Below are 13,109 nucleotides of genomic sequence, written 5' to 3'. Positions count from 1 at the left end.
CACTCGGGTGCAGGCGATGTCAAGCATCAGGAAGGGGCGAGGGCGGCGGTGACCGCAACCGAACAGGGCGCAGCGGGCCGGCGCGCTCCGGCCACCCGTGATCTGCTCTACGAGGCCGCGGCGGCTTTGTTCGTGGAGCGTGGCTACGAGGACACCACGATGGCGGACATCGCCCAGCGGGCAGGCACCTCGCGCCGCACGGCGTTCAACCACTTCCCCAGCAAGGGCGACATCCCGATGTTGTGGACGCGGCGGATGGCGGACCGCGCCGTGGAGGTGATCACCGAGGCCACGGAGGAAGCGGTGCCGGAACGGGTCCGCGCCTACTTCCGGCTGATCAGCCGGATGGTGGAGGCGGAGCCCGAGCTGAGCAGGCAGATGATGCTCGGCTGGACCGCGGCGGGCGGCCCCATCCGCTACGAGTCACAGTTGCTGGCCGACCTGACACCTCTGCTCAGAAATGGCCAGGAACGCGGAGAAGTCGATCCTGGGGTGGACGTCGCCGAGGCGGCACGCACCCTCAGCGACGTCTACACGGGAGTGATCTTCCGCTGGGTACGGGACCCGGACACGTCCCGGACGCTGCAGACGGCGGCGGACAGCGCCATCGACCTCGTCCTGTCGGCCATCCGGGCGGGCGGCAGGACGCCGCGCGCGTCGCGGTGAAGGCCGTGGAACAGATCCAGCCCGCCCTGCTCCGCAGTCCGGGCGCATAGCGACAGCGCGAGTGAGGCGGCGATCTTCAGGCTCCGCGTCGCCGCGCTCCAGCTCGTCGACAGCACGGCACGAGCACGAGACCTGGAGAAGGCGCTCCAGCTGGCGCAGGTTGTGCCCGAGGCACGCGGAGAAGTGCCAGGCCTTCTGGGAAGCCGGGCACCGGCTGCGCCTGGCCGCCACCTCGCTCCAGCTCCACCAGGATCGGGCAGGCGCTGCGCTACCTCGCCGAGGCTCGCGACCTCGCGCCGGACTGGGTGCGGACGCAGCGGTTCGGCGGGGCCGTCATGGCGCGGCTCGTGAAGCGTGCGCCCCGACGCCTCGGCCCGAGCTCACCAGGCTCGCAGCGCACTTCGGAGTGGTCGCGGCCGAGCCCCTGACAGGAACGCACCGGCCCGACCGCTGGTGGACTTCGTGTCCGCTGGCAGGTCGGTCTACTCGTCGCGTGTCCCGTCGTAGGCGACACGTAACCGCACCCGGCCGTCGTCGCTGACCGTGAGGTGGATCCCGTCGCGGACCGCTGCCCCCTGGGCCAACACAGTGCCGGACGCGCCCGTCCGCCTACGCCGGCAGGCAGAAGAACAGCGTCGCGACCGTGCTAGTGGTGAGCGCTCGTACCACTACTACCGGCCGGTGGCCCGTCCTCGCCCACGGTGCCTGGTCGCGCGGGTAGGCCACCATGACGTCCGGCTCGACGATCACTCGCCCCGCAGGCGGCTACGCCCGCAGCTCGTCGGCGACGGCCGCGGTCAGCACGGCTCCCCCGCCTTTCGCCTGTGCGCGAAACCGTTGCAGCGCTTCGGTGAGCGCGTCACGGTAGGCGGCGACGTTGCCGGGCTTGATGTCCTCGTAGCCGCGGACGGCGTCCGGCAGGTTCGCGATTTCCACGGCCACGTCGTGGTTTCCGGACACAGCGAGTGTCCCAGCTCGGCCGGCACCTCCCGGTACCCAGCGACCAACGCCCGCTCGGCGCGCCGCACCGAGGCGCGGCCGAACGGGTCGAATGGCGTGCCGCGCAGCCGCGGGGCCCGGCTCATGCGCGAGACCGGCATACAGGGTCTCTACCGACGTCGGCGCCGTGGCTGCACCGTCCGCAACCCAGGTGACGCCCCATGCACCCGTCATGCTGGTCGGCGGGGCCGGCGGTCGGCGTTGAGGTGGCCGGTCAGCCGTTCCCAGTTGCCGGATCCTATGGCGGCCTTCTCCTCCTCGGTGAAGGGTGCGTTCTCGAGGAACGACCTGGCGATGCCGCCGCTGGTGTCCAGGTAGGGGAAGCCGCCGGGCCGGGTGCCGAAGGTGTACGGGTAGTCGGTCGAGTAGAGCATGCGGTCGGTTCCGACGACCTCGGCGGTCCAGCGCAGGTAGCGCTCGCTGACCGTACCGCTGCCGGCCACCCAGAAGTTCTGACGGAAGTAGTCGGCCAACGGCCGCTGCAACCTGGCCATCTCCCCCAGGAAGCCGACGTGATCGAGGTAGAACAGCACGACCTCGCCCCAGTGCCCGGCGATCACTTGCAGCCCGGGGTGACGGTCGAACACCCCGGAGAAGATCATCCGCAGGTACTGCACACCCAGGTCGTAGTACCAGCCGAGCCCGGCGGTCGCCAATGCCGCCCCCACCCCGTTGGGCAGTCCCGAGTAATACGCCGCTTGGACCGCACGCACCGGCGCCTGGGGGTGGAAGTGCAAGGGGACGTGAAGCCGTTCGGCGGCTCCGTAGAGGTCGTCGAACTGCGGCGCGTCGGCCAGTGCGTCGCCGGTGCGGCCATACAGCATCGCACCGCGGAAGCCGAGTCCGGTGACCGCGCGCTCCAACTCTTCGACGGCGGCTTCGGGCGAGGACGTCGGGATGGCGGCGAATGCCTGGAACCGCGAGGGATTGGCGTCGACGATCGCGGCGAGCGCGTCGTTGGCCTCGCGCGCGACGCGCACGGCATCGGCCGGCGGGAGGTTCTGCACCCCCGGAGTGGCCAGGGACAGCACCGCGACGTCGATGCCCTGCTCGTCCATGTCGGCCAAGCGTTCATCGCCGACATCGCACAGCCTTCGCGTGACCGGGTGGTCGTCGGGGTAGACGTTCGGCCGGACTCCCGCCGCCGCCCACGCGTCGAGCAGAACGGGCAGGACCACGTGTTCCTCAAGGCCGACGATACGCAGCTTGTCGCTCATGTCAGCAACTCCTCAACTGGCGTTTCCAACGATACTCGAATCATGGTATCACCGGAAACATCAGTGGAAGCAAGTACTCGATATCATTGACACATGGTTGATGGATCGGAGGACGCACAGGTCGCGGCACGCGAGGTGTCCCGACAGCGGCTTGTCGAGGTGGCGGCGGACCTGCTCGCGCGCGAGGGACGCGAGGCGGTCACCACCAGGGCGGTCGCGGCCGCCGCCGGGGTACAGGCCCCAGCGATCTACCGCCTGTTCGGCGACAAGGACGGGCTGCTCGACGCGGTGGCCGAACACGGCTACGCCACCTTCCTCGCGGCCAAACACGCCGACGCCCGTCCGGAGGATCCCGTCGAGGACCTGCGCACGGGCTGGGACCTCGCCGTCGAGTTCGGGCTCGCCAATCCCGAGCTGTACACGCTGATGTACGGCGAACCCAGGCGCGGCACGGACTCGGCCGCCTTCCGAGCCGGCATGGAGATCCTGCTCGATCGCATCCACCGCCTCGCCAGCAGCGGCCTGCTGCGCGTCGGCGAGGAACTCGCTGCCTCTCTCATCCACGCGACCGCCCGCGGAGCAGTGCTCACCTGGCTATCACTCCCCGGCGATCAACGCGACCCCGCCCTCCTGACCGCCCTCCGGGAAGCGATGATCACCGCCGTCACCCTCGAGGAACCCGCCGTACGCGACGCAAGCCCCGCCTCTGCCGCCCGGGCGCTGCGCGCCCTTCTGCCCGAACAGACAACGCTCAGCAGTGCGGAGCAACACCTGCTGAGTGAGTGGCTCGACCGCCTCACCGCCGACCACCGCAAGGACCGCTGACCCGGCCTCCACGGCCCGCGCGTTTCCGGCGGGGAAGTCCGGCGCAGGACCACAGCACCAAGAGACACGCTTCACAGCATTCATCGGCCGCCTGCCGCGCCATGTCGCTTGTCGCCGCGCCCAGGTGCCCGATCGGTTAGTGCACCTGAACCGCCAGCTGCGTCAGGTCGAACAGCCGGTCAAGCGGCGCGACCGGCGCGCGATGAAAGCGACTGCCAGATGCGGTAGCGCACCGAGGAGATCGGCCCGGCTGACACGGGGTGGCCACAAGCTCGCCGATCTCCCAGCGACCCGTTCGTGCAGGAGCTCCGGCACCGTCACAACCGCAGCCACTGGCGCTGCTCTACGCGGTCATGGCTGGCGGCGTCATCCGCGGTGTCGAGCGCAGTCAGGAACGTCTCCCGCCGGTTCGGGCGGAGCCGCCCCAGGGGCTTGAACGAACACACCGTCAAGGAAGCTGTAAGTCAGCCGCGTACACCAGGCTGGGGACTTGGGTCAGCTCCTCCTCGGACACCGGTACTAACCCTACGGGCGGGACGGATGGAGACATCCACCGCTCGTTCTTCATGCAGCGAGCGCACATACCTCCCGCGCCGGACCGGCAGACCGACACAACCTGACAGCAGTTCCTGCGCACGCAGGCCTCGACGAGGCTGGCCTTCGACTTCTTCCCCGTCGACCGCGCGCTCACCCTGAAGCGGATCTACGTGTTGTTCGTGTTGGAGGTCGGCAGCCGTTACATCCACATCCTCGGTACAGCCGCCCATCCGGATGGGCGTGTGGACCACACAACAGGTCCGCAACCCGGTGATGGATCTGGGGGGAGCGGGTCGGCGAGTTCCGGTTTCTTGTCCGTGACCGGGCTCGCCAATTCGCGGCCTCGTTCGATGCCGTCCTGGCTGACGTGGAAATCAAGGCGGTCAAGTTCCCCCGCCGTGTTTACGAGCGACTGCTACGCCGACGGTTCGTGCTCACCTTCAAATCCGAACCTCAGCCTCCAGCTGATCAGGCGACATCGGCTCCTTGGAGGCCTGATGATCGAGTACGAGCGAGCCGCGTAAAGCTGCTGGTCAGCGCTGGTAGCTGGCGTATTCCGGCCGTAACCTGTCAGACCTGTTCCAGCTCGGTCTTGACGGAGGTCGCGGCGCGGATGAAGGCGGCGACCTGGCGGGAGGTGGACTCCCGGTGCCAGGCGATCACGAGGGTGGCCGGCTCGGCGTCGAAGACAGGACGACTGACTGTACCGGGTGGCAGACGATCACGGATCGATTCCGGGAGCACCGCGATCATCCGCCCGAGCCGGACAAGCTGCAGCAGTTGGTCGGTGTCGGTGACGAGGTGGCCGGTCACCTCGGGGCGAGACTCCGGCCATCGGGGCTGGGTTCCGCCGCGCAGGTCGGCCATCGACACCTCGGTGCGGGCGGTCAGGGGGTGGCCGTCCGGAAGCACCACGACCTGGTCTTCGACGTGGAGGTCGTCGCTGTCCAGGCCGCTCAGATCGTTCTGCGGCCGGTGGAGCAGTGCGAGGTCGGCGCGGCCGTCGCGCACCATCGCGGCGCGTTCGCCGACACTGAAGGCGAGATCGACCGGAACGGCGTCGGGGGTGGCAGCGTAGCGGTCCAGGATCGGCTGCAACAGGTCGGCGTCGCTGCCGGGTTTGAGCGCCAGGACCAGCCGCGGAGTGGTTTCCGCCGCCCTTCGCGCACGGCGCACCGCGGCGGCCACCGCATCCAGTGCGGCGCGTCCCTCGGCCAAGAACACCTCCCCGGCCGCCGTGAGCTGCACCCCGCGACTGGTGCGGTCCAGCAGAGTGAGGCCCATCCGTTGTTCGAGCAGGCGGATCGCCCGGGACAGGGGTGGCTGGGCGATGCCCAGCCGCTGGGCAGCCCGCCCGAAGTGCAGTTCCTCGGCGACCGCGATGAAGTAGCGCAGTTCCCGGGTCTGGACGTCCATACAAGGAGGGTATCGAGCGAGATCAGTCCGGTCCTGGCCTAGGGGAACGACAGGTGATTCGCTGATCGTATGAGTGATGACGCGACGATTGCCCTGGTGACAGGGGCGAACAAGGGGATCGGGCGGGCCGTCGCGGGCCAGCTCGCGAGGCTCGGGACGACGGTGGTGGTTGGTGCCCGAGACCTGGAGAAGGGCGCCGAGGCGGTGGCCGAGATCAGCGCGGCGGGTGGTATCGCGCACCCGATCGGCGTCGACGTGACGGACCAACGCGGGGTGAGCGCGGCGGCCGAGCAGATCGCCGAGCGGTTCGGCCGTCTGGACGTCCTGGTCAACAACGCCGGCATCGCCGGCGACCTCGGGGCGCAGGCGCCGGGCTCCGCACACCTCGACGGGGTGCGGGCGGTGTTCGAGACGAACCTGTTCGGTGTCGTCACCGTGATCGAGGCGATGCTCCCGCTGCTGCGCCGTTCGTCCGCGGCACGGATTGTGAACGTCTCCAGCGGCACCTCGTCGATGACGTGGACGACCGATGCCACCCACTACTTGAGCCGGATGCCGGGTTCGCTGGGCTATCCGGTGTCGAAGGCGGCACTGAACATGCTCACGGTGCAGTACGCAAAAGCGCTGTCACGCGAAGGGATCCTGGTGAACGCGGTCGCGCCTGGTGCGTGTGACACGGACTTCGCCAAGGGCCTGCCGTTCCAGTTGACTCGGACCGCAGCCGAGGGCGCTGCGATCGTGGTGCGGCTGGCCACGCTCGGGCGAGAGTGTCCCACCGGCGGCTTCTTCGACGACAACGGCAGGGTGCCTTGGTGAGGGGGCCGGAAGGCAGGACGACGGGTGCGCTGACAGCAGGGCAGCGCTGGCCGGTGGCTCACGCGGAATCGGCGCGGCGGTCGTGCGACGTCTCGCAGTCGACGGGGCAGCGGTGGCCATCGACTACCGGACCCAGGCCGACGCGGCCGAACGGCTCACTGCCGAGATCAACACCGCTGGTGGCCACGCCATCACCTGTCGTCTCGACCTTGAAGGTGCGTGGGCTGATGCCCTCGGTCCCGACCCCGGCCATGATGTTGGCGACGGTCTTCGCCGTGACCACCTCGCCCTGGTCACGCGGTTCGGCGGTGATGCGCGGCGACCCGTAGGTGCCGTGCGAGTCCCGGTGCGCCTGGGTGATCTTCACCTCCAGGTCGGCGCGGCGTTGCAGCAGCCGCGCCATGCGCAGCACCGAGAAGCGTGTGCGCTTCGGTGAGGTGGCGCCGGCGCTCCCGGCGAACTCGTCGGGACCGGCGTATTGCCCATCAGAGCGAACCGGCGTGACGCTGTGCAGGTGCTCCCCGCAGGCTCGTCCGAAGCTCTGTTCGTATTCCAGGGTGGGAGACCAGGTGCAGGCCGAGCCGGCGGTAGACCTCCGCTTTGTCCGCCGGGTCGGCGTTGATCAGTGTCTGGCTGACGTCGCCCAGACCATCCGCGAGCCGGCGGATTTCGTCCCTGGTCAGCAGCAACCCGAGCGTCATGGTCCGGCCACTGCGGAGGCGCCGGGCGGCGGCATTCGCCCGGTAGCCGACTTTTTCGGCGGAGCGCGGGTCGTTGCGCAGCACCCGCGATTCCCGGCTGGCGTCCACCCTCGCTATCCGCGCGACGTCGGCTGGCGCGGCACCTCCTCGGTCGTGTCGCCTCCCGTCGAGCCGGCTACCTCACCGACAGCGCCTTCGAGAGCGTATCCACGGCCGGGACGCGTTCAGCCCGCTGCGACAAGAGCGCGGAGCCGAACAGCAGCGCGGCGATGAGGATCGACGCCGCGGTGATGGCGGCGGTCGATCCGTACGTGCCGGCAGCCGTGTAGAAGAGACCGCCGACGATCGCGACCGACAAGGCGGCGCTGATCTGCAGGGTCGCGTTCACCAGGCCGCTGGCCAGTCCCGCGAACGCGCGCGGGATGTGGGTGACCGTGAGGCGGATCAGCGCGGGCAGAGCGAGCCCTTGGCCGAAGCCGATGAGCGCCAAGGGTGCGGCGGTCCACGCCGTGTGCTCGAATGCGGCGGCGAGCCCGGCGAAGGCGAGGAAGCCGATGGTCTCCAGGCACAGGCCGAGCGCGGCGATCCGGCGCCCCATCACCCGCACGAGGTACGGCACGGTCAGCGGGCCGATGAGGAAACCGATGCCCAGCGGGAGGATGTCCAGGCTCGCCTGCAACGGCGTGCGACCGACCGTCTGCTCGTGTTCGGAAAAGATGAGGAAGAACGCGGCGATCGAGTAGAACAGGGCGACCGCCACGAGCGCGATCCGCACTCCGGGCGCGGTGACCGCTCCGGGTGGCACCAGGGGCATCACACGACCACCGCGCCGGTCGCCGCCGAGCGAGGACTCGTAACGCCAAAACTTGCGCAGCAGGATGACGGCGGCGACGACCAGGACGAAGCACCACCAAGGCCAGTCCAGCGCGCGCCCCTCGACCAAGGGGATGACGATCCCGGCAAGACCTCCGAAGAGCAGGACGGCGCCGACCCAGTCGAGTCTTTCCACGCCCCGGGTGTGCCGGTCGCGCAGGAACAGGCTGCCCAGCAGAGCCAGCGCCGCGACGGGCAGGTTGATGAGGAAGATCGCTCGCCAGCCCAGCCCCCAGACATCGGCGGTGACGAGGAGGCCGCCAAGGGACTGGCCGATGACCGCGGCGAGGCCAAGGGTCGCACCGTGGAAGCCGAGGGCGATCGTCTGGTCACGGCCGTCGAGGCTCGCGCGGATGAGGGCCAGCGACTGCGGCGCCATCAGCGCGGCCGTCAAACCTTGCAGGATGCGCCCGGCGAGGAGCAGCCAGGGCGCGCCGGCCGAACCGCAGATCAGCGAGGCCACGGCGAACCCGACGATTCCGATGAGAAAAGCGCGCCGCCGCCCGTACAGATCGCCGAGCCGGCCACCGAGGGTGAGCGTCACGGCATAGGTGGCGGCGTAACCGGCCACGATCTGCTGGCCCAGGATGTCACCGCCACCGAGGTCGTCTTGAATCGACGGGATGGCGAGGTTGACGATGAAGAAGTCCAGTGGCGGCAGCAGCGTGCCGGCCAGCAGTGTGACCACGCCTACCCAAGTCCGGGCCGGCGTTTTCGGTGTTGAACTCATTGCTTGGTCCCGCTTTCGGCAACGTTGGAAGAGACACCGCGGAGCCGGGTTCCTCGGTAGATCACGAAGACGGTTTCCATGAATTCCCTTTCGGTTCTTATCCCCGCGGCCAGGCAGGCGGGCCCACGAAATCGAGCAGCGAAAGACAGGAGATTGGGGTTGCTCCGGCGGAGCGAGGTGTCCCCGACCTTGGCCGTGCCGGGAACAGGCAGGCCGACGTCGGAGTGGTGCAGCATCCAGGACAGCGCCACATTGGACGGTGGCGCGTCGTGCACCGCGGCGATGGGGCGCGCCGGCTGCCCGGCGGTGACGGAAGTCCACGGGATGAACCCGATGTCGTGCCGAGTGCAGTAGACCAGGACGTCGGCGGAGCTTCGGTCAGCGGTTGTACCGGTTCAGGACCGTGGCGAGGTCGGTGATCAGCCGCGCCTGCTGCCGGAGGTACCCGGAGCGACCGGCCGGTCTTCGGGCTCGCCCCGGAATCCGAGCCCGGTCAGCCGCATGGCGCCGAAGCCCAGGCGAGCGACCTTCTTCCCGGTGATCTCGTAGGTGCCCACGCGGTCCGCGACAGGGGCGGTCATGATCGGGTGTCACCCTCCAGGACCTCGTCCTGGTCGGCGTTGTCGGCGGTGGCTGCCTGGTCGGCCAGACGGCGCAGGAGGACCAGCCCGTCGTGGCTCGCGCTACCGGGTTCGGCGCTGTAAACGGACAGGTGCTGCCCGGGCGCGCTGGCGACGGCCAGCGTCTCGAAGTGCAGCCTCAGCTCCCCCACCTGTGGATGCAGGAAATGCTTCACCTCGCGGGTCCGCGGACGCACTTCGTAGCGGGCCCACAGGTTCGCGAACGCCGGGCTGCGCAAGGTCAGTTCGCCGACGACCCGCTCGATGTGCTCGTCCGCGGGGAACTGCGACGACGATGCCCGCAGGTTGCTCACCGCCAGCCGCGACGCGGCGTCCCAGTCGCCGTAGAAGGACCTCGCGTACGGGTCGAGGAAGATCATGCGCAGCAAGTTGTCGTACCGGGCGAACCCGCGGTAGAGCTCCCTGGCCATGGCGTTGGCGGCGAGGATGGCCTGCGCCGCGCCGACCAGGAAAGCGGGCACGTCCGGCATGCCGTCCATCAGCCGGACGAGTTCCGGAGCGACCGTCAGCGAGGTGACCGAACTCGCCCCGAACACCGGAAGGGCGAGCCGGAACAGGTGCGCCGCGGCGGCGTCATCCAGTCGCAGCGCACTGGCGATCGACCGCAGCACCTGGTCGGACGGATGCCGTTCCCGGCCCTGCTCGAGCCGGATGTAGTAGTCCGTGCTCACGCCGGCGAGCAACGCCACTTCGTCGCGCCGGAGCCCCGGGACCCGCCGCGGGCCATCGTCGGGCAGACCGACCTCCTGCGCCCGGAGGAGCGCCCGTCGAGCACGCAGGTAGTCACCGAGCTTGTTCTCACTGTCCACGCCGCCGACAGTAATGTCGGCCGGCTCCCGGAGCGTGGGTGCAGCACACCCATGCAGCCTGGCCGGCGCTCCGGCATCGCGGCGGTCAACCCTGCTGCTCCGTCGGCCGGACCAGGACCTCGTTGACGGCGACGCGGCGGGGCCTGGTCAGGATGAAGGCGATCACGTCCGCCACATCCGCCGGACGTAGCCGCTCCAACGTCGAGTAGCGCTCGTACATCCGCCCCTGAACGTCGGCGCGGTTCTGGAGGGGCAGCAGGTGCGGGGCAGCCGCGTGCGCGGTGTACATGAGCCCGAGGGTGTTGAGCTCGATCATCCGGCGCCAGCCGGTCGTGTCCGCGCCGGTGATCGGTCCGAGGATCATGACGCCCGCGTCGGCCACCACGGTGTCGAGACGGCCGTACGCCTCAACGTCGCGGGCGACGGCTGAGTGAGCTTGTTCCTAGTCCGTGATGTCGGCGCGCACGGCGAGAGCCTGGCCACCAGTGGTGGCGATCTTGTCGACCAGCGCGTCGAGGCGGTCCGTTCGACGAGCCACCACGGTCACCCGTGCGCCGAGAGCGGCCAGCGCCAGCGCGGTTCCCCACCCCATCCGAGATCAAACAGCTGCTTGAGCACGTGAAGATCAACATCGTTCCGCGGCGCAAGGCTCGCGGCGGACGGCGAGGCAGTGTGGACCGAGCGCTGACGCTGCCAGTCCGCCTGTCCTCGGCGTTCCGGCACACGGAACATCGCCCGGCACGCGTCGCCGTGGGCGACAAGAGTCAGCCGGAATGATCAGCGATCGCCTGGACACGGAACTCCGGCGCCCGCCATGCCGGGACTCAACGCGCGCTTTGCCGGCTCCGGTAGGCCGTGACGCTGGCCCGGTGTGCGCAGGTTCGTGTGCAGTATTGCTTCGACCCATTGCGCGAGAGGTCCACGAAAGTGGCCCGGCAGGCCGGCCCGGCACAGACGCCGAGGCGAGCCGGACCGAGTGTGGCGATCACGGAGGCGAGTGCGCTGAGTGTGGTCGCGGCCAAGTGCGCCGAGCAGCGGTCGGTGTCGGAGGTGATCTCGGTCCGCCAACGGTAGTGATCGTGGCGCAGCGCCGGGGTGGCTCGGCTGCGGCGCAGACCGTCGTTGATCAGGGCCGCGGCTTCGATCGCGTCCGTGTTCGCTCGTTCCAGCACGGCACGCACCGTCTCACGCAACGCGCGGACCTCCGCCAGATCGGCGCGGGTGAGACGCCACCGCCGGCCGGCTCCGTGACCCGCGGGCTCGGCCGGTGCGGCCAGGGAATGCTCGTCGAGGAAGTCCCGCAGCTGCTCCACGGTCTCGAGCTCGTCCTCTCCCTTGATCGGCTTCAAGGTGTTGGCAAGATCGACGGCCGTCTGGACAGCCGATGGGTTGTAACACGCGTCAAGCATTTGACGTGTCTCCTCGCCGCCTTGTAACGTGACACCCGTTGTGGCTTTTACGTGTCACAGCGTACCCCGGAGGAGATGACGATGCCGCAGGCGATCCCGTCTGGAGGGGTCCTCCGCGGCGGATCGGGACACGCGCCGGACGGGCGTCGGCTCGGGCTGACGCTGGGCCTGCTGGTGCTGCCGATGTACGTGGCGCTGGGCGCACCGTCGGTGGCGCTGCCGGTCATCGGCCGCGCGCTGGGGGTGCCGTTCGGGGCCACGGCGTGGATTCTCGCCGCGTGGTCGCTGACCTCCGCGCTCGCGATGCCGGTCGCGGGCCGGCTGATGGCCCGGCGGAGCCCCTTCCGGGCACTCGTCGCCGGGGTCGTGGCACTCGCCGCGGGTTCGGCGCTCGCGGGGTTCGGCCCGACACTGGCAGTCGTGATCATCGGCAGGCTGATCGGCGGTGCCGGGGCGGGTACCACCGTGATCGCTGTCTTCGCCGCGGTCACTGCCCTTCCGGGGCGGGAACGGCTTCGCGCGCTGGGAATCGTCGCGGCCGCCAGCGCGACGGCGTCTGGGTGCGGGACGCTGTTGGGCGGGGCGGTGACGGCGTGGCTGGGGTGGCGTGCCGTGCTCGCGATCCCGGTCCTCGCGCTCCCCCTCCTGCTGGCCGCAGTGCCGGGTAGGCGGGCGTTGAAGCGGAACGGTGGCCGGGAAGGGAACAACTCGGCCGAGCGACTCGACATCGCCGGCGCGGCCGTGCTGTCGGTGCTCGCCGGTTCGCTGATCACGTTGCTGCAGGCCCATTCGGTCGGCCTGTCCACTTCGGTCACGCTCGTCGTGGCTGCCGCCGGGGCGCTCGCCGCCGCGGGACTGTGGTGGCGCGTGCGGCGCACGCCCGACGGGTTCGTGCCCCGGCGGGTGATCACAGCCCGCGGCTTCCTGCCCGCCGGGCTCATCGGCGGGACGGTCTTCGCCGGCTACTACGGGGTGCTGTTTCTCGCCCCGTCCCTGATCGAGCAGGCCACGGGTGGTGGCGCTCTGGAAGCCGGCGTGCTCCTGGTCCCGGCGGCCGCCTGCTCGGTGCTGGCCGGGCGGCTCGTCGGCGCCGCGACCGCACGGTTCACCGCGTGGCAGGTCTCGGCCGGGCTCGCGGCACTCACCGCCGTCGGTGTGCTCGTGGTCGCGATCTTCACCGGGCCGGTCCCTGTCGTCGTCGGCGTGGCGCTGACCGTGTGTGGATTCGCCGGCGCCCAAGCCGTACTGGTGGGCCTCGCACCCGAACTCGTCGCCACGGGGGACCGCGACACCGCACAGGGCCTGCTCACCTTCATGATCAACCTGGGTGGCGGGATCGGCCCGGCCGCTGTCGCGGGCCTGTCCGGCGTCGTGCCGGTGCCGGTGGCCCTCGCCGTGCTCGCGGCACTTCCCTTGACCGGACTCGTCCTCAGCCTCACCGGGCGGCCGGGTGCCGGCATCCGATGACGT

Annotated in this window: 12 protein-coding genes and 4 pseudogenes; 5 read left to right on the top strand and 11 right to left on the bottom strand. The window is 69.9% G+C overall.

Annotated features, from left to right (window positions below; genetic code table 11):
• Positions 1-48: 48 nt before the first annotated feature.
• Entirely contained in the window at positions 49-666 is a 618-nt protein-coding gene (locus AMY39116_RS0318000; protein WP_020419028.1) for a TetR/AcrR family transcriptional regulator, read from the top strand.
• 765 nt (positions 667-1,431) lie between these two features.
• Here the strand turns inward: AMY39116_RS0318000 and AMY39116_RS0317985 are convergent.
• The 3 genes and pseudogenes from AMY39116_RS0317985 to AMY39116_RS0317980 all read right to left on the bottom strand — a co-directional run bounded on the left by AMY39116_RS0317985 (position 1,432) and on the right by AMY39116_RS0317980 (position 2,882).
• Entirely contained in the window at positions 1,432-1,626 is a 195-nt protein-coding gene (locus tag AMY39116_RS0317985) for a hypothetical protein (protein ID WP_020419025.1), read from the bottom strand.
• Positions 1,627-1,649: 23 nt separating this feature from the next.
• Positions 1,650-1,751, bottom strand: a pseudogene (locus AMY39116_RS48150) (DUF6537 domain-containing protein); the annotation flags it as partial.
• Positions 1,752-1,835: 84 nt separating this feature from the next.
• Positions 1,836-2,882: an amidohydrolase family protein gene (locus AMY39116_RS0317980; RefSeq protein WP_020419024.1), complete on the bottom strand. Its 1,047-nt coding sequence runs from the start codon at positions 2,880-2,882 to the stop codon at positions 1,836-1,838.
• Between the two features lie 93 nt (positions 2,883-2,975).
• On the opposite strand from AMY39116_RS0317980, the gene AMY39116_RS0317975 reads away from it, so the two are divergent.
• Positions 2,976-3,707 (top strand): TetR/AcrR family transcriptional regulator, encoded by a 732-nt coding sequence (locus tag AMY39116_RS0317975; RefSeq protein ID WP_020419023.1) that lies wholly within the window; start codon positions 2,976-2,978, stop codon positions 3,705-3,707.
• 1,107 nt (positions 3,708-4,814) lie between these two features.
• Here AMY39116_RS0317975 and AMY39116_RS0317970 read toward each other — a convergent pair.
• A complete protein-coding gene (locus AMY39116_RS0317970; protein WP_020419022.1) occupies positions 4,815-5,660 on the bottom strand; it encodes a LysR family transcriptional regulator in 846 nt (281 codons plus the stop codon).
• Positions 5,661-5,729: 69 nt separating this feature from the next.
• Here AMY39116_RS0317970 and AMY39116_RS0317965 point away from each other — a divergent pair, with 69 nt between their 5' ends.
• Together AMY39116_RS0317965 and AMY39116_RS47535 are read left to right on the top strand one after the other, a co-directional pair.
• A complete protein-coding gene (locus tag AMY39116_RS0317965; RefSeq protein ID WP_027936025.1) occupies positions 5,730-6,476 on the top strand; it encodes an SDR family oxidoreductase in 747 nt (248 codons plus the stop codon).
• 82 nt (positions 6,477-6,558) lie between these two features.
• Positions 6,559-6,630: pseudogene (locus AMY39116_RS47535) on the top strand (hypothetical protein); the annotation flags it as partial.
• Positions 6,631-6,726: 96 nt separating this feature from the next.
• On the opposite strand, the pseudogene AMY39116_RS47530 reads toward AMY39116_RS47535, so the two are convergent.
• From AMY39116_RS47530 to AMY39116_RS0317925, 7 genes and pseudogenes are all read right to left on the bottom strand, one after another.
• Positions 6,727-6,879: pseudogene (locus AMY39116_RS47530) on the bottom strand (IS3 family transposase); the annotation flags it as partial.
• Positions 6,880-6,961: 82 nt separating this feature from the next.
• A complete protein-coding gene (locus tag AMY39116_RS47160; protein ID WP_027936024.1) occupies positions 6,962-7,261 on the bottom strand; it encodes a hypothetical protein in 300 nt (99 codons plus the stop codon).
• 91 nt (positions 7,262-7,352) lie between these two features.
• A complete protein-coding gene (locus tag AMY39116_RS43110; RefSeq protein ID WP_020419018.1) occupies positions 7,353-8,738 on the bottom strand; it encodes an MFS transporter in 1,386 nt (461 codons plus the stop codon).
• Positions 8,739-9,199: 461 nt separating this feature from the next.
• Complete coding sequence (locus tag AMY39116_RS46980; RefSeq protein WP_020419016.1) at positions 9,200-9,361, bottom strand: hypothetical protein; 162 nt, start codon at positions 9,359-9,361, stop codon at positions 9,200-9,202.
• Complete coding sequence (locus AMY39116_RS0317935) at positions 9,358-10,230, bottom strand: helix-turn-helix domain-containing protein (protein WP_020419015.1); 873 nt, start codon at positions 10,228-10,230, stop codon at positions 9,358-9,360. The genes AMY39116_RS46980 and AMY39116_RS0317935 overlap by 4 nt, the downstream gene beginning before the upstream one ends.
• Before the next feature lie 85 nt (positions 10,231-10,315).
• Positions 10,316-10,822 (bottom strand): annotated as a pseudogene (locus AMY39116_RS45515) (SDR family NAD(P)-dependent oxidoreductase).
• Positions 10,823-11,054: 232 nt separating this feature from the next.
• Complete coding sequence (locus AMY39116_RS0317925) at positions 11,055-11,639, bottom strand: ABATE domain-containing protein (protein WP_027936023.1); 585 nt, start codon at positions 11,637-11,639, stop codon at positions 11,055-11,057.
• 81 nt (positions 11,640-11,720) lie between these two features.
• Between AMY39116_RS0317925 and AMY39116_RS0317920 the strand changes: the two genes are divergently transcribed.
• Positions 11,721-13,106 (top strand): MFS transporter, encoded by a 1,386-nt coding sequence (locus tag AMY39116_RS0317920; protein ID WP_020419011.1) that lies wholly within the window; start codon positions 11,721-11,723, stop codon positions 13,104-13,106.
• Positions 13,107-13,109 lie beyond the last annotated feature (3 nt).

This window comes from Amycolatopsis sp. ATCC 39116 (assembly GCF_000231075.2).
Classification (GTDB): Bacteria; Actinomycetota; Actinomycetes; order Mycobacteriales; family Pseudonocardiaceae; genus Amycolatopsis_E; species Amycolatopsis_E tucumanensis.
The sequence above is the reverse complement of the archived record's forward strand: the minus strand, read 5'-3'. Positions and strand labels throughout refer to the sequence as shown.